The 15,375-nt window shown below is 70.8% G+C and carries 12 protein-coding genes; 9 read left to right on the forward strand and 3 right to left on the reverse strand.

Translation table 11 applies throughout. From position 1 onward, the window contains the following. Positions 1-94: 94 nt before the first annotated feature. Complete coding sequence (locus AAC979_RS18530) at positions 95-1,045, forward strand: bifunctional riboflavin kinase/FAD synthetase (RefSeq protein WP_371348357.1); 951 nt, start codon at positions 95-97, stop codon at positions 1,043-1,045. A 65-nt stretch (positions 1,046-1,110) separates the two neighbouring features. Here the strand turns inward: AAC979_RS18530 and AAC979_RS18535 are convergent, their stop codons facing one another. Continuing rightward, entirely contained in the window at positions 1,111-2,016 is a 906-nt protein-coding gene (locus AAC979_RS18535) for a LysR family transcriptional regulator (RefSeq protein ID WP_371348358.1), read from the reverse strand. Between the two features lie 129 nt (positions 2,017-2,145). Between AAC979_RS18535 and AAC979_RS18540 the strand changes: the two genes are divergently transcribed. The 7 genes from AAC979_RS18540 (at position 2,146) to AAC979_RS18570 (ending at position 12,056) form a co-directional block, all read left to right on the forward strand. Beyond that, positions 2,146-3,186, forward strand: a complete 1,041-nt coding sequence (locus AAC979_RS18540; RefSeq protein WP_371348359.1) for an NAD(P)-dependent alcohol dehydrogenase — start codon at positions 2,146-2,148, stop codon at positions 3,184-3,186. Positions 3,187-3,264: 78 nt separating this feature from the next. After that, positions 3,265-6,336, forward strand: a complete 3,072-nt coding sequence (ileS, locus tag AAC979_RS18545) for an isoleucine--tRNA ligase (RefSeq protein ID WP_371348360.1) — start codon at positions 3,265-3,267, stop codon at positions 6,334-6,336. Between the two features lie 142 nt (positions 6,337-6,478). Then, complete coding sequence (lspA, locus tag AAC979_RS18550) at positions 6,479-6,976, forward strand: signal peptidase II (protein WP_371348361.1); 498 nt, start codon at positions 6,479-6,481, stop codon at positions 6,974-6,976. A gap of 83 nt (positions 6,977-7,059) precedes the next feature. Further along, positions 7,060-7,746 carry a hypothetical protein gene (locus AAC979_RS18555; protein ID WP_371348362.1) on the forward strand — a complete coding sequence of 229 codons (687 nt, stop codon included), beginning with the start codon at positions 7,060-7,062 and terminating at the stop codon, positions 7,744-7,746. A 268-nt stretch (positions 7,747-8,014) separates the two neighbouring features. Continuing rightward, positions 8,015-9,406, forward strand: coding sequence for a M16 family metallopeptidase (locus tag AAC979_RS18560; RefSeq protein ID WP_371348363.1), 1,392 nt, complete (start codon positions 8,015-8,017; stop codon positions 9,404-9,406). After that, positions 9,403-10,791 (forward strand): M16 family metallopeptidase, encoded by a 1,389-nt coding sequence (locus tag AAC979_RS18565; protein ID WP_371348364.1) that lies wholly within the window; start codon positions 9,403-9,405, stop codon positions 10,789-10,791. The genes AAC979_RS18560 and AAC979_RS18565 overlap by 4 nt, the downstream gene beginning before the upstream one ends. A gap of 182 nt (positions 10,792-10,973) precedes the next feature. Further along, on the forward strand, positions 10,974-12,056 hold the full coding sequence (locus AAC979_RS18570) for a hypothetical protein (protein WP_371348365.1): 1,083 nt from the start codon (positions 10,974-10,976) through the stop codon (positions 12,054-12,056). Between the two features lie 89 nt (positions 12,057-12,145). Here AAC979_RS18570 and AAC979_RS18575 read toward each other — a convergent pair whose 3' ends face one another. Beyond that, the gene (locus AAC979_RS18575) at positions 12,146-13,471 is read right to left on the reverse strand and encodes a DUF3422 family protein (RefSeq protein WP_371348366.1); all 1,326 of its coding nucleotides are present in this window, start codon (positions 13,469-13,471) and stop codon (positions 12,146-12,148) included. A 318-nt stretch (positions 13,472-13,789) separates the two neighbouring features. On the opposite strand from AAC979_RS18575, the gene AAC979_RS18580 reads away from it, so the two are divergent. Then, positions 13,790-14,644 carry a hypothetical protein gene (locus AAC979_RS18580; protein WP_371348367.1) on the forward strand — a complete coding sequence of 285 codons (855 nt, stop codon included), beginning with the start codon at positions 13,790-13,792 and terminating at the stop codon, positions 14,642-14,644. Positions 14,645-14,715: 71 nt separating this feature from the next. Here AAC979_RS18580 and AAC979_RS18585 read toward each other — a convergent pair whose 3' ends face one another. Continuing rightward, a complete protein-coding gene (locus AAC979_RS18585; protein ID WP_371348368.1) occupies positions 14,716-15,147 on the reverse strand; it encodes a hypothetical protein in 432 nt (143 codons plus the stop codon). Positions 15,148-15,375 lie beyond the last annotated feature (228 nt).

The following is a 15,375-nucleotide window of genomic DNA, read 5'->3' on the forward strand; positions in this document are numbered from 1 at the left end:
GCGCCCGGATTGACGGCGGCGCGGGACGGGGCCACTTAAGCAGCCGCCTCTCCCGACGCCTCCAGGGGCGCCCCTCCCGTTGCGTTGCGCTGACATGACCCACGCCGCCGCCTCCCCGCACCCTTTCCCCATCCTGCGCGAGGGTGACGCGCTGCCCCCGGCCCTCGCCCGGCCGGTGGTCGCCATCGGCAATTTCGACGGCGTGCATCGCGGCCACCGGGCGGTGATCGGCACCGCCATCGACCAGGCGCGCTCGCTCGGGCGCCCGGCGCTGGCGCTGACATTCGAGCCGCATCCGCGCGCCTATTTCCGCCCGGCCGAGCCGATCTTCCGCCTGACGCCGGAGCCGATGAAGCTCAAGCGCCTGAGCGAGACCGGGCTCGACGGCGCTGTCGTGCTCGCCTTCGACGCCACCATGGCCGGGCGCGAGGCGGAGGATTTCGTCGCCGCCATCCTCGTCGCCCGGCTCGGCGTCGCCATGGTGGTGGCGGGCTATGATTTCCATTTCGGCAAGGGCCGGGGCGGCTCGCCGCTATTCCTGCGCGAGGCCGGCAAGCGCCATGGCTTCGGGGTGGAGATCGTGCCGCCGCTGCTCGACGAGGGCGCGCAGATCTCTTCCAGCGTCATCCGCGCCGCGCTGGCGCAGGGCCGCGTCGAGCAGGCCGCCCATATGCTGGGCGCGCCCTTCGCCATCGAGGCCGAGGTGGTGCATGGCGACAAGCGCGGGCGCGAACTCGGCTACCCCACCGCCAATATGCGGCTCGACCCGGCGGTGACGCTGGCGCACGGCATCTATGCGGTGACGGTGGAGATCGACGGCGTGCGCCACAAGGGCGTGGCGAGCTTCGGCCGCCGCCCGACCTTCGATGACGGCGCGCCACGGCTGGAGACCTTCATCTTCGACTATGCCGGCGACCTCTATGGCCGCGTGCTCACCGTCGCCTTCCATGCCTGGCTGCGGCCGGAGCTGAAATTCGATGGCATCGACGCGCTGATCGCGCAGATGGACATCGACAGCGCCCGGGCCCGCGCGGCGCTGGGGTAGAGCGTTTTCGAGCGAAGTGGATACCGGTTCGCGGGAAGAAAACGCGACAAAAGAAAGAGTTAGCATCAAAGCTCGGCGCTGCCGGGAAGTTCGGCGGCGAGCGCGTCGAGGGCGAGGCGCAGTTTCATCGGCATATGCGGCGCCGCCGGCCACAGCGCATGGGTGGCCAAGACCTGGCGCGGTACGTCCGCCAGCAAGGGCACCAGCGCGCCGCTGTGAACCCGCGCGCGGATGAGCCAGCAGGGCAGCCAGGCGAGGCCGTGCCCCGCCTCGGCGGCATCGGCGATCGCCTCAAGGTCGTCAAAGCGTAGCCGGCTCGGCGGCGTCACCGCCACCGGCGCGCTGTCGCCGTGGGGAAACTCCCACGGCCGCACCCGGCCGTCGCGGGCATAGGTCACGGCATGGTGGCGGTGAAGGTCGTCGAGATGCCGGGGCACGCCCGCCACCGCGAGATAGGCGGGGGCGGCGCAGACGGTCATGCGCTGCAGCCCGACGGTGCGGGTCATCAATCCGTGGCCTGACCCGATGGCGCCATTGCGGATGGCGAGATCGAACCCGTCCTCGACCAGATCGACCAGCCGGTCCGACAGGGCGAGATCGAGTTCGAGCCGGGGATGGCGGGCGGCAAGTTGCGCCAGCACGGGCGCGACGCAGCGCCGCCCGAACAGCAGCGGCGCGCTCACCCGCAGGCGGCCCGTGGCCTCGCGCCGCCCGCTCTCCAGCGTCGCCCGGCCGGCGCGCAATTCGCCCAGCGCCCGCACGCAATGCTCGTAATAGCGTTGGCCGTCCTCGGTGAGGCTCAGCGCGCGGGTGGTGCGGTGGAACAGCCGCACCGAGAGCCGGCCTTCCAGCCGCGCCACCGTCTTCGCCACCGCCGACCGGGTCAGGCCGAGGCGGGCGCCCGCGGCCGAGAAGCTGCCAGTGTCCACCGCCGCGACGAAAGCGTCCACGCCTGCCAGAACCTCGCTCATGCCGCTCTCCGCTCGCTCTGCCGGTATTGGCGCCAAATAGTCGCCAATACGGTGAGAAACTAGCGCGACCGGAGACACACCTTCAACCTTACAACGCTCCGAGACGTTTTCGCTCACGGAGCAAGGACCATGAACGCAGACACGATTCCCGCCACGATGCGGCGCTGGGAGATGGACGGTTTCGGCCGCGCGGCGCTGGAACTGCGCGAGGTGCCGGTGCCCCGGCCCGGCCCGGGCGAGGTGCTGGTGAAGGCGGCGGCGGTGGCGCTGAACTACCGCGACCTGCTCATCATCGCCGACGGCATGGGCGCGCCGCTCGCCTTTCCCTTCACGCCCGCTTCCGATCTCGCCGGCACCGTCGTCGCCACCGGCGAGGGCGCGGCGCGCTTCGCGACCGGGGCGCGGGTGATCTCCACCTTCTTTCCCGGCTGGATCGACGGGTTGCCGCAAGGCGATTCCGCCCGTCTGCCCTATCAGGCGCTGGGGGGCGCCTATCCCGGCGTGCTCGCCGACTATGTCGCGCTGCCCGAGGCCTGGCTGTCGGCGGCGCCGGCGGCGTGTCCGCTTGAGGACGCCAGCACCCTGCCCTGCGCCGGGCTCACCGCCTGGTTCGGGCTGGTCGAGCGCGGCGGGCTCCGGGCCGGCGACACCGTGCTGGTGGAAGGCACCGGCGGCGTCGCGCTGTTCGGGGTGCAGATCGCCAAGGCCATGGGCGCGCGCGTCATCGTGGTTTCCGGCAGCGCCGCCAAGCGGGAGCGCGCCCGCGCGCTCGGCGCCGACATCCTCATTGACCGCACGCAGGGCGACTGGGTGGACGCGGTGCGGGCGGCGACCGGCGGACGCGGTGCCGACCATGTTCTCGCGCTGGCCGGGGGCGCCGCGCTCGGCCGGGCGGTGGAGGTGGCGGCGATCGGTGGGCGCATCGCCCAGATCGGCGTCATCGAGGGCTTCGAGGCGTCGCTGCCGCTCGGCCCGCTGATGCTGAAGCAACTCACCGTCAACGGCATCGGCGTCGGTCATCGGCGGGCGCTGGAGGATCTTGTGCGGGCGGTCGACGCGACGGGGCTGAGGCCGGTCATTGATGGCCGCTACCGGCTGGCGGAGCTGCCGGCGGCTCTCGACCATCTCGCGCGCGGCGCCTTCGGCAAGATCGTGGTGACGCCCGGCTGAACGGCCGCATCCCCCGCCCTCCCTTGCACGCGCCCGGCGCTGCGCTTAAACCGGGCGCGAAGGCTTAAGGAGCGCGTCATGACGAGCCGCAACAGCGATGGTCGCAACGGGAACGAAGCGTCGGTTGAGCCGGCCGGCGAGGGCACGGCGCACGACTATTCCGCGACCCTGTTCCTGCCGCAGACCGATTTCCCCATGCGCGCCGGCCTGCCGCAGCGCGAGCCGGAGCTGCTGGCGCGCTGGGAGCGGATCGACCTTTATGGCCAGCAGCGCAAGGCCGGCGAGGGCCGTCCGCGCTTCGTGCTGCACGATGGCCCGCCTTACGCCAATGGCAACATCCATATCGGCCACGCGCTCAACAAGATCCTCAAAGACGTGGTGGTGCGCTCCCAGGGCGCGCTCGGCCATGATTCCAACTATGTGCCGGGCTGGGACTGCCACGGCCTGCCGATCGAATGGAAGATCGAGGAACAATACCGCGCCAAGGGCAAGAACAAGGACGAGGTGCCGGTCGTCGAGTTCCGCCAGGAATGCCGCGCCTTCGCCGAGGGCTGGATCGACGTGCAGCGCGCCGAGTTCAAACGGCTCGGCGTCGAGGGCGACTGGTCGCACCCCTATGTGACCATGAGCTATGACGCGGAAGCGCAGATCGCCCGCGAGATCATGAAATTCGCCGGCAATGGGCTGCTCTATCGCGGCTCCAAGCCGGTCATGTGGTCGGTGGTGGAGCGCACCGCGCTGGCCGAGGCCGAGGTCGAGTATCACGACCACCAGTCGACCACGATCTTCGTCAAGTTCCCGGTGACGGGCTATCGCAAGAGCGCCGCCACCGCCGGCGGCCTGCCCAAGGGGCTGGAACCGCCGGAGGACGCCGCCGACATCCATTTGTTCCCCTCCTATGAGGGCGCCAGCGTGGTGATCTGGACCACCACGCCCTGGACCATTCCCGGCAACCGCGCCATCGCCTTCTCGCCCAATGTCACCTATGCCGTCTATGAGGTGACCGAGGCGCCGCACGACAACTGGGCCAAGGTGGGCGAGCATTTCATCCTCGCCGACAAGCTGGCGGAAGAGGTGTTCAAGGCCGCGCGCGTCACGGCTTACGAGCGCCATAAAGAGGTGGACCCGACGCATCTCGTCTGCGCCCATCCGCTGAACGGCGTCGAGGGCGCGCAGGGCTATTTCGATTTCCGCGTGCCGGTCGTGCCCGGCGATTTCGTCACCGACGACACCGGCACCGGCTTCGTCCACATCGCCCCCGGCCACGGCGCCGACGACTTCAATCTCTTTATGTCCGCCCATCTCGGCGAAGTGCCGCACACGGTCGGCCCCGACGGGCGCTATTACGACCATGTGCCGCTGTTCGCCGGCGCCCGCGTCATGGATGACAAGGGCAAGGATGGCGACGCCAATGACGCGGTGATCAAGGCGCTGATGGCGGCCGACAAGCTGCTGGCGCGCGGAAGGCTGAAGCACCAGTACCCGCATAGCTGGCGCTCCAAGGCGCCGATCATCTTCCGCAACACGCCGCAATGGTTCATCGCGATGGACAAGGACATCGCGGCGGTGGACGGTTCCACCACGGGCGGCGACACGCTGCGCGCCCGCGCGCTCGGCGGCATCGCCGGGGTGCAGTGGGTGCCGGCCTCCGGCCAGAACCGCATCACCGGCATGATCGAGAACCGCCCGGACTGGGTGGTCTCGCGCCAGCGCGCCTGGGGCGTGCCGATCGCCGTCTTCGTCAAGGACAAGGGCGACGGCACGGTCGAAATCCTGCGCGACGACAAGGTGAATGCCCGCATCGCCGAGGCCTTCGCCACCGAGGGGGCGGACGCCTGGTACAAGGAAGGCGCCGCCCAGCGCTTCCTCGGCACCGACTACAGCGCCAATGAGTGGAGCAAGGTCGACGACATTCTCGACGTGTGGTTCGATTCCGGTTCCACCCACGCCTTCACGCTGGAAGTGCGCGCGGACCTGAAGGCCGACCGCGCCTTCAATGGCGGGCCGGACCGGGTGATGTATCTCGAAGGCTCGGACCAGCACCGCGGCTGGTTCCATTCCTCGCTGCTGGAGAGCTGCGGCACGCGCGGGCGCCCGCCTTATGACGTGGTGCTGACCCATGGCTTCGTGCTCGACGAGCAGGGCCGCAAAATGTCGAAATCGGTCGGCAATGTCGTCGCCCCGCAGGAGGTGATCAAGAACTCCGGCGCCGACATTCTGCGCCTGTGGGTGTGCGCCTCCGACTATTCCGACGATCTGCGCATCGGGCCGGAAATCCTGAAAACCACGGTCGAGACCTACCGCAAGCTGCGCAACACGCTGCGCTGGCTGCTCGGCTCGCTGCATCATTACCGAGAGGCCGAGCGCGTCGCCTTCGCCGACATGCCGGCGCTGGAAAAGATGGTGCTGCACCGCCTCGCCGAACTCGACGGCGTGGTGCGCGAGGCCTATGCCGCCTTCGACTTCAAGCGGGTGAACGCGGCGCTGACCGCCTTCATGACCAGCGAGCTCTCGGCCTTCTACTTCGACGTGCGCAAGGATGCGCTCTATTGCGACCCGCTGTCCTCGGTGACGCGGCGGGCGTGCCTGACCGTGCTCGACGAGGTGTTCAACCGGCTCGTCGTCTGGCTGGCGCCGATCCTGCCCTTCACGGCGGAGGAGACCTGGCTGGCGCGCTTCCCCTCCGAGACCGGCTCGGTGCATCTGGAAACCTTCCCCGACACGCCGGCCAAGTGGCGCGACCCGGTGCTGGCGGATGAGTGGCGCAAGATCCGGCTGGTGCGGCGCGTCGTGCTCGGCGCGCTGGAAGTGGAGCGGGCGGCCAAGCGCATCGGCTCCTCGCTGGAGGCGGCGCCGGTGGTGCATGTGAGCGATCCCAACCTGTTCGCGGCGGTGAGCGCGGTCGATCTCGCGGAAGTGTGCATCACCTCCGACGCGCATCTGATGCCGGACGAAGGCCCGGCCGACGCCTTCCGCCTGCCCGACGTGCCGGGCGTGGCGGTGGTGCCGAACCGGGCGCAGGGGCACAAATGCGCCCGCTCCTGGAAGATCTCGCCGCTGGTCGGCACCGATCCCGACTATCCCGACGTGACCCCGCGCGACGCCACCGCGCTGCGCGAACTGGCCCATGCCCGCCGGGCGGCGGAGTGAGCCGGGCGATTCCACGTCATCCCGGAACGGCCGCGAGGCCGTATCCGGGATCGCGTGACGGTGGTGGCCGCCCTTTCCAACGCAAAGCGATCCCGGCGCGCGCGTGCCGCGCGTCCGGGATGACGGCTCAGGCAGAATCCTCATGACGCTCCGCCTCGCCGGTCCCCACACCCTGTTCGGCGCCCTGTTCGCGCTCGCCGCGCTGGCGATCGACCAGGGCTCCAAGCTCGCCGTGCTGCACGGGGTGGAGTTCGGTCCCGACGGCCTCGTGCAGGTGGCGCCCTTCCTCGATATCGTCTGGGCGTGGAACACCGGCATCAGCTACGGCCTGTTCTCGCTGGGCGCCGAGGGCTGGTGGGTGCTCGGCGGGGTGAAGCTGGCGGCGGCGGTGCTGTTCTGGCTGTGGCTGGCGCGGACCGACAACCGGCTGGAAGCCGCCGCTCTGGGGCTGCTGATCGGCGGCGCGCTCGGCAACGCCATCGACCGCGCCGCCTATGGCGCCGTGTTCGACTTCGTCTCGCTGCACGCTTTCGGCTTCTACTGGTATGTGTTCAACCTCTCGGATGTCGCCATTGTTGCCGGTGTGGGCCTGCTTTTGTATGCTTCCTTTTTCGGGAGCGCCGCAAAATCGCCGCCCTGAAGTGAGATCGGACCTTCCGCACGCTTGAGCGGTCGCGTGGGCGGGGCTTTCCCGCCCCCCACGGGCCGGCAGGAGACGACCGGATGACGACACGAGTTCATGCCACCCGCGCCGCGCTGCTTGCCGGCGTTCTGACGTGCGCCGGCTTTGGCGCGCTCGGCCCCGCACCGGCGCTGGCCGAGGATTCGCCGGACATGAATCTGACCGGCCAGCTTCTCACCGGGCTCGGCCTGGTGCCGCCGCCCCCGCCCGACATCGACTACCGCGAGCGCGCCCCGCTGGTGGTGCCGCCGACCGGCGACATTCTTCCCCCGCCGCGCGACGCCTCGGCGATTTCGGAGAACCCGGCCTGGCCGAAGGACCATGACGCGGTCGCCCGCGAGGCGGCGGCGAAGACCAACTGGGCCGAGTCCTGGGAATCCGTCGCCCGTGACGGCACCACCAGCGGCCGCTCGCTCACCCCGGCCCAGCTCGAAAAGGGCTACAAGTCCGGCAAGGTGACGGGTTCCGGCTTCAAGAACCAGAAAGCCAATGACGACAACCGCCTCTCGCTGAACCAGTTGGACTTCTTCGGCTGGGGCAACAAGAAGAGCGCGGAGGAACAGGCGATCCCGTTCGAGGGCGAGCCGGACCGTGAATCGCTCGTCCAGCCGCCGCCCGGCCTGCAGACACCCGCTCCCGGCGCCAAATATGGCGTCGTCGCCGACCGGCCGGAGGACAAGGAGTGGAAGATGCCGAGCTGGTTCGACCGGACCCAGAAGAACCAGTGACCGATCCCGCGCGCCCGCCCCAGCCGGGCGCGCTGCTTTTTTGCCGAGGCGCGGCGCCCGGTGCAGCCTGCCGCGCGCGCCGTGCCGGCCCTGCCCCCTCTGCCCCTCACTTCGCGGTGAAGCCCGCCGCCCGCGCATCGCGCCGCGCCCGCTTCGTCGCTACATTGCCCTGCGCTACCGCCCTGCGCGGCCCGGGCCTCGGGCCATGCGCTCTCCCGATCTCCTCCGGGCGGCCGCCGAAACGGATGAAGCTGTGACTGGAAGATTGATGCCCGCTCTCATGCTGCTCGCCGGCGCCGCCGCCGGCCTCGCCACCGCCCCCACGCGCGCCGGCGCCGCCGAAGTGGCGGAGTTCACCCTGGAGAACGGCATGCAGGTGGTGGTGGTGCCCGACCATCGCGCCCCGGTCGTCACCCACATGGTGTGGTACCGCGTGGGTTCGGCCGACGAGCAGCCCGGCAAGTCCGGCATCGCCCATTTCCTCGAACATCTCATGTTCAAGGGCACGGACAAGCACCCGGCCGGCGAGTTCTCGCAGGTGGTGGCCAAGCTCGGCGGGCAGGAAAACGCCTTCACCTCGCAGGACTACACCGCTTATTTCCAGCGCGTCGCCAAGCAGAACCTCGCGACCGTGATGGGCTTCGAGGCCGACCGCATGACCGGGCTGGTGCTGACCGACGAGGTGGTACTGCCCGAGCGCGACGTGGTGCTGGAAGAGCGCCGCATGCGCACCGATAACGACCCCGCCTCGCAGCTCTCCGAGGCCGCGCAGGCGGCGATGTTCGTCAACCACCCCTATGGCCATCCGATCATCGGCTGGGAAGACGAGATCAAGCAGCTCAACCGGCAGGACGCGCTTGATTTCTACCGCCGCTTCTACACGCCGAACAACGCCATTCTGGTGGTGGCGGGCGATGTCGAGCCCGACGAGGTGAAGAAGCTGGCGGAAGACACCTATGGCAAGATCGCCCCGCGCGCGCCGACGGCGGAGCGCGTGCGGCCGCAGGAGCCGGCGCCGCGCGCCGAGCGCCGGCTCGTCCTCGCCGACAGCCGCGTCGGCCAGCCGAGCCTCTCGCGCAGCTATCTCGTCCCCTCCTATCGCGGCGACCGCGAGGAGAGCGTCGCGCTCGACGTGCTCGCCCAGGTGCTGGGCGGTGGCTCCACCGGCCGGCTCTACCGCTCGCTGGTGATCGACAAGGCGGTGGCCGCCAATGCCGGCGCCTGGTACCAGTCGACCGCGCTAGACGACACGCGCTTCGGCCTCTCCGTCACCCCGCGCCCGGAGGTGACGATGGAGGCGGTGGAGACCGCGCTCGACGAGACCCTCGCGGCGCTGGCCACGGACGGGCCGGATGCGGCCGAGCTGGAGCGGGCCAAGACCCGGCTGGTGGCCGAGGCGATCTACGCCCAGGACAACCAGGCGACGCTGGCGCGCATCTATGGCGCCGCGCTCGCCACCGGCTCCACCGCGCAGGACGTGAAGATCTGGCCGGAACTGGTGAAGTCCGTCACCGCCGAGCAGGTGCGCGACGCCGCCCGGCGCTGGCTGCGGCCCGCCCGCGCCGTCACCAGCCAGCTTCTGCAGGTCAAGCCCGCCCCCGCCGCCGCTTTGCCCGAACCGGGCGCGGAGCAGGCGAGCCCCGGGGAGGACCGTTCGTGAGCGGCCGCGCCGCCGGCCGGCGCCCCCGCCTTCTCCGCCCCTTCCTCTCGCTCGCCGCGGCCACGCTCATGACCCTCGCCCTCGCCCCCGCCTCCCCCGCCCAGTCCGAGACCACGCGCATCCAGCGGGTGATCAGCCCGGGCGGCATCGAGGCGTGGCTGGTGCACGACACCACCCTGCCGCTGGTGGCGATGGAAATCGCCTTTCTCGGCGGCGCGGCGCAGGACCCGGCCGACAAGCCCGGCGTCGCCAGCCTCACCTCCTCGCTGCTCGATGAGGGCGCGGGCGATCTCGATTCCCGCGCCTTCCAGGACCGTCTGGCGGAAAAGGCGATCGAGCTGCGCTTCGACGCCTCGCGCGACAGCCTCGGCGGCTCGCTGCGCACGCTGTCGGAGAATGTCGACGACGCTTTCGCGCTGATGGGGCTGGCGGTGAACGCGCCGCGCTTCGACGACGAGGCGGTGGAGCGCATCCGCCAGGGCCAGCTCGCCCAGCTACGCCGGCGGCTGAACGATCCCTCCTCGCTGGCGAGCCTCGGCTGGTCGGCCGCCGCCTTCCCCAACCACCCCTATGGCCGCCCGGTGGCCGGCACGCTGGCGAGCGTGCCCACCATCAGCCGCGACGACCTCAAGAGCTTCGTCGCCCGCAACCTCGCCCGCGACAATCTGAAGATCGCGGTGGTCGGCGACATCACGGCGGAGAAGCTCGGCCCGGCGCTCGATGCCATGTTCGGCGCCCTGCCGGCCAAGGCGGCGCTGACCCCGGTGCCGGATGTGGAGCCGCAGGGCCTCGGCACCGATGTGGTGAAGACGCTCGCCGTGCCGCAGACCTCCATCGTCTTCGGCGGCATCGGCCTCAAGCGCGACGACCCGGATTTCATCCCCGCCTTCGTGCTCAACCACATTTTCGGCGGCTCGGCCTTTTCCTCCCGCCTGTTTAGGGAAGTGCGGGAGAAGCGCGGCCTCGCCTATTCCGTCTACAGCCATCTCGCCCCGCTCGACCACACGGCGCTGATCCTCGGCGGCACCGCCACCAAGAACGACCGGGCGGCGGAGAGCGCGGCGCTGATCCGGGCGGAATATGAGCGCCTGCTCACCGTGGGGCCGAGCGAGGAGGAACTGGCGGACGCCAAGAGCTATCTCATCGGCTCCTTCGCCCTGCGCTTCGACAGCTCGGCCAAGGTCGCCTCGCAACTGCTGCAGATCCAGATCGACAATCTCGGCATCGACTATATCGACATCCGCAACGAGCTGGTGGCCAAGGTGACGCTGGAGGATGTGAAGCGGGTTGCCGCCCGGCTGAACGCGCATCCCGCCCTTCTGTTCAGCCTGGTCGGCGAGCCGGCCGGCCTTGCGGCGACGCCCGCCGCCGGCAATGGCGGCTGAGGCGGCGCACCGGCGCCGGGGCGCAAGGGCAGGCTTGACGGGACCGCCACAGGACAGGTTTCCTGTGCGCGGTGGCCTGCTATAAGAGCGTCCGGTAAAGCGGATCCAGGATCACCGGCCGGCCGGCGCTTCGGGGGAAGGCGCCACGGCTCATCCAGCCCGGGACGGCGGGGAGTATGCGTATGGGTATCGGGGACGTGCGGAAGCGGCCGGTCGGCCGGGCGGAACGCAGGCAGGGGCACGGGGGACGCGCGCCGGCATGGCTCGCGGTTCCGGTGCTGGCGCTGCTGCTGGCGGGCTGTGCCGGCGCCGGCATTGGCGGCGGCAATGGCAATGAGGGGCCGATGGGTTCCGGCGATGCCGGCGACCAGGGTTTTCTCGGCTCCAGCATGCAGACCACCACGGTCTCGCCGACGGCGGCCGGCGGCGCCACCAGCGGCGCCGGCACGGCGGCGGTGACGCCCGGGGCGCCCGATGCTTCCGAGTTCACCTGCCCGCCGGTGCAGGTGCGCGCGGGGGCGGCGGCCTGGCAGGTGACGGAACCCTCCGATGGCGGCGTGCGCTACCAGGCGACGCTCGGCCAGTTCTCCCGCGAATGCCGCTTCTCCGCCCCCGACATGACCATGCGCGTCGGCATTCAGGGCCGGGTGCTGCTCGGGCCCAAGGGCGGGCCGGGCAAGCTGACCGTGCCGATCCGCCTCGCCGTGGTGGAAGAGGGCCCGGCGCCGAAATCGGTGTGGACCAAGTTCTATGCGGTGCCGGTGGAAGTGGGCCCCAATGTCATGCAGGTCGATTTCGGCCTGGTGGCGGACGATGTGACCTTCCCGCGGCCGTCGCCGGACCTGTCCGAGCGCTATGTGCTCTATGTCGGCTTCGACCCCCAGGGCAAGGAAGAGAAGCCCGCGCGCACCCGCCCGGCGGCACCGCGCACCCAGCCGCAGGCGCAGCGCCCGGCCCCGGCCGCGACGGCGCCCCGCCCCGCCCCGGTGGTGACGCCCGCGCCCACCGCGACGCCGCGTCAGGTGTCGCCGACCGTGACGCCGGCCACCAGCGCCGCGCCGCGCACCGCCCCGGCGGCGCCGAGCACGACGGTGCAGACCGCGCCCGCCACCCCGGCGCCCGCCGCCACCGCACCGGCGGCCGCGACGCCCGCGCGCACGATCACCCCGGCACCGGCGGCCAGCACGCCCGCCCCGGCCCCGGACAACAGCCAGACCCAGTGGATCGGTGCCCCGGCGCCCTCGACCGGCGGCTTCTCGCAGTAGACGCGCCGCACCGGCCGCGTTTCAGCAAAAAGCCCCGGGAAACCGGGGCTTTTTCACGCGCGCTGCCGCGAGCGGCGGGGCGGGCGCCCTCAGCTTTCGGCGTGGCCGCGGCGGATGCGGCGGACCACCGTCCAGATCGTCAGCACCACGATCGGCACGGCGATGGCGGTGGCGGTGCCGACATCGTAGTGCAGCCCGGCTTCCTCGGCGCGGGCGTGCAGCCCTTCCAGCGCATAGTGCAGCAGGCTGACGACATAATAGGAAATGGCGGCGACGGAGAGCCCTTCGACCGTCTGCTGCAGGCGTAGCTGCATGCGCGCGCGCTTGTTCATGCTCTGCAGCAGGTTGCGGTTCTGCTGTTCCAGCTCGACATCGACGCGGGTGCGCAGCAGGTTGGCGGCGCTGGTCAGCTTGACCGACAGGTTGGCCTGGCGCTGCTCGATGGCCTGGCAGGTGCGCATGGCCGGCTGCAGCCGGCGCAGCAGGAATTGCTGCCAGGTGGGATAGCCGGAAATCGGCCGCTCGCCGATGGTGCGCAGCCGCGAGGAGACGATCTCCTCATAGGCCCGGGTGGCGCCGAAACGGAACAGCGAGGCGGCGGCGTCGGCTTCGAGCTGCGCGGCGAGGCCGGTGAGCGCGTCGAGCAGCTTGTGGTTGGCGGCCAGCCCCTCGGTCTGGCGCATCTGCTCGGTGAGCGCGGACAATTCGTTCTCGCTATGCGCCACAGTGGGGGCGAGGCGCTGCGCCTCCGGCAGGCCGAGCAGAGCGAGGGTGCGGTAGGTCTCGATTTCCAGCACACGCTGCACCAGCGCGCCGGCGGCGTCGTCGGTCATGCCGCGATCGCGCACCAGAATGCGCACGAAGCCGGACGGGTCGGGCTGGAAATCGGTGGCGATCTCGGCGAAGCCGTCCTCGACATCCGACCGCGCGAGGCTGGTGCGGTCGAACAGCCGGTCGAGCGGCAGCGCGTCCGCCGTGTCGGTGACGAGGTGCAGGTCCACCGCCACCAGCAGCGGGCCGGGCTGCGGCAACTGGGTGAGCACATCCATCAGGCTGGCGGCGGAGGGCTGGAAGGGCAGGCCACCCTCGACCACATCCTCGGCCGGCAGCTCCCAGGTATAGGTGGTGAATTCGGCGTGGCGCTCCCAGCGCACGACGAAGCGGCCAAAGGCGGCACGGTGCTGCTTGGCCTCGCGGTCCGGAGCCGGCTGGCCGCGCGCCATGCACAGGCTGGCGAAGGCGGCGCGGTCGGCGATGGCCTGCGCGCGGTCGACGAGAAAGGCGACGTGCAGGATGCGCGCCGGCGTCGACACCGCGACGAAGGGCCGGGCGTGCAGCTCCGCCATCACCGGGGCGCGCAGGGGGTGGTCGTAGAAGGCCTTGCCGGCAGCCTTGGCCGTCGCGTTCGTCGTCACCGAAGCTCGCTCCTTCACCTCCCCGGGGCGTCGCGCCGCGCCGGGGAACTCCGCGCGCCCCAGTGGGTTGCATGCTCACGGCGCGCTGGCAAGAGGGCAAACCGGCGCCGGCGCGCTCCCCGGCACAGCGGCCGAACCCGCCCCTTTCGGCACCGGGGCGGGTGTCGCGGCCCGGCGGTGACGCTGGGTTGAGCCGGGATCGGGAAACTGTTGCGCCTGCGCATCAGGGCGCTGGCAAAGCGGGGACGATCTAGAATCTGTTTGCAAGGGTCAGGTCGCCAGAGCATGAAGTCAGATGGTTATTTCGGGATTTGTGACATGAAGTTCTCGCGGATCTGGGCCGGGTGCCTCGCTGTCGTCGCCGTGCTTGCCCTCGCCCTTGCCGCGCCGGCCCAGGCGCAAGCCAAGCCGAACCCGAACCAGCCGCGCGTCTATCTGCTGCGCGGGCTTGCCAACATCTTCTCGCTCGGCATGGACGATCTCGCCGCCAAGCTGCGCGCGCGCGGCATCGAGGCCAGCGTGCATTCCTATGTCGACCTCGACACGCTGACCCGCTACGCCATCGAGCAGGCCAGCACGGGCAAGCGCCGCCCCTCTCCGGTGATCATCATCGGCCATTCGCTCGGCGCCGATGCCGCCGTCACCATGGGCAACCGGGTGAGCGCCGCCGGCGTGCCGGTGCCGCTGGTGGTGACCTTCGACCCCGTGACGGCGATGACCGCCTCGCCGAAGATCGGCAAGGTGGTGAATTATTACCAGGCCGGCGGCTCCGGCAAGCCGGTTTCCGGCCCCCGCGTGGAGAATATCGACCTGACGGGCTCCGGGGCCCTGAGCCATTTCAACATCGACAAGGCAGCCGAACTGCACAACAAGGTCATCGGCATGATCCAGCGGGCGCCGCGCCCGCGCGCCGTGGCGGCGACGCCGAAGCCGAAGCCGGTGGAGGCCCCGGCGGCCGACGCGGCAACCGCGCCTGCTGCCACCCCCGCTGCAACTCCCGCCATCGCCCCTGCCGCCACTCCCGCGGCGACGCCCGCCGTGGCGCCGGCCGCGCCGAGCGCTCCCGTCCCCGCCTCCCAGAGCGGCGCCGCTGCCCCGCTCGCCGGCGCGGAAACCGCCGCCGCCCCGAGCGCGGTGCCGACCGCGCCGGCCGGGACCGGCACCTCGAACTGATATCCTTGCCTCGATCGAAAACGGCGCGGACCCGCGAGGGCTCCGCGCCGTTGGCGTTTTAGGCCGCGCGATCAGGCCGGCTCGACCGAGAACACGACGAAAGTGTGCATCTCGCCCTCCTCGTCGCGCAGCGAGACATATTCGCCCGGCACGAAGGCGTGGTCGCCGAAGCGATAGCCGGTCTCGTCGTCGTCACTGGCCTCCGCCTCATAGTCGAACACCCAGCTCGATCCGCCGACCCCGCCGGCGCGGTGCACCAGCCGCCCCTGCTCGGGCGCCTCATGAGCCCAGAAGCGGGTGACGGTGCAGGCGGCGCGCTGGCCCTTCCACGCCTCCGGGTCGATGCGGCCGGCGCCGTCCAGCGGGGCGACGAATTCATAGCCATGGCGGGCGCTGCCCTCGGGAAACTCCTTCGAGCGGGCGAGATGCAGGCGGATGCGGCTGAGCGCGTCGGCGGCGCCCTCGCTGGCGGTGTCTTCGCTGCGGCCCGTGATCTCGTTCATGCGCGTCTCCCTGTGTGCGGCGGCCGGCATGCGGCGCGGCCTTGGCACCGGCCTTAGGCGACGAAGCTGCGCCGCGCCTTGATCGCGCGCAAGAGCGCCGGGCAACGGCGCCGGGCAACGGCGCCGGGCGAGAGCGCCGCGTCAGGACCGGCAAAGCCGGGGCCGGACACGACATTTTCATGCGTGGTCTAGTTTTTTTACCATAGGAAGCGGCCGCGCTTTTCCCTA

Source organism: Ancylobacter sp. IITR112 (assembly GCF_041415945.1).
Classification (GTDB): domain Bacteria; phylum Pseudomonadota; class Alphaproteobacteria; order Rhizobiales; family Xanthobacteraceae; genus Ancylobacter.

Bases quoted from the DNA above. Each gene is read 5' to 3' on its own strand.
- AAC979_RS18530 (WP_371348357.1), top strand. From the start codon at position 95: ATGACCCACGCCGCCGCCTCCCCGCACCCTTTCCCCATCCTGCGCGAG.
- AAC979_RS18535 (WP_371348358.1), bottom strand. From the start codon at position 2,016: ATGAGCGAGGTTCTGGCAGGCGTGGACGCTTTCGTCGCGGCGGTGGAC.
- AAC979_RS18540 (WP_371348359.1), top strand. From the start codon at position 2,146: ATGAACGCAGACACGATTCCCGCCACGATGCGGCGCTGGGAGATGGAC.
- ileS (WP_371348360.1), top strand. From the start codon at position 3,265: ATGACGAGCCGCAACAGCGATGGTCGCAACGGGAACGAAGCGTCGGTT.
- lspA (WP_371348361.1), top strand. From the start codon at position 6,479: ATGACGCTCCGCCTCGCCGGTCCCCACACCCTGTTCGGCGCCCTGTTC.
- AAC979_RS18555 (WP_371348362.1), top strand. From the start codon at position 7,060: ATGACGACACGAGTTCATGCCACCCGCGCCGCGCTGCTTGCCGGCGTT.
- AAC979_RS18560 (WP_371348363.1), top strand. From the start codon at position 8,015: ATGCCCGCTCTCATGCTGCTCGCCGGCGCCGCCGCCGGCCTCGCCACC.
- AAC979_RS18570 (WP_371348365.1), top strand. From the start codon at position 10,974: ATGGGTATCGGGGACGTGCGGAAGCGGCCGGTCGGCCGGGCGGAACGC.
- AAC979_RS18580 (WP_371348367.1), top strand. From the start codon at position 13,790: ATGAAGTTCTCGCGGATCTGGGCCGGGTGCCTCGCTGTCGTCGCCGTG.
- AAC979_RS18585 (WP_371348368.1), bottom strand. From the start codon at position 15,147: ATGAACGAGATCACGGGCCGCAGCGAAGACACCGCCAGCGAGGGCGCC.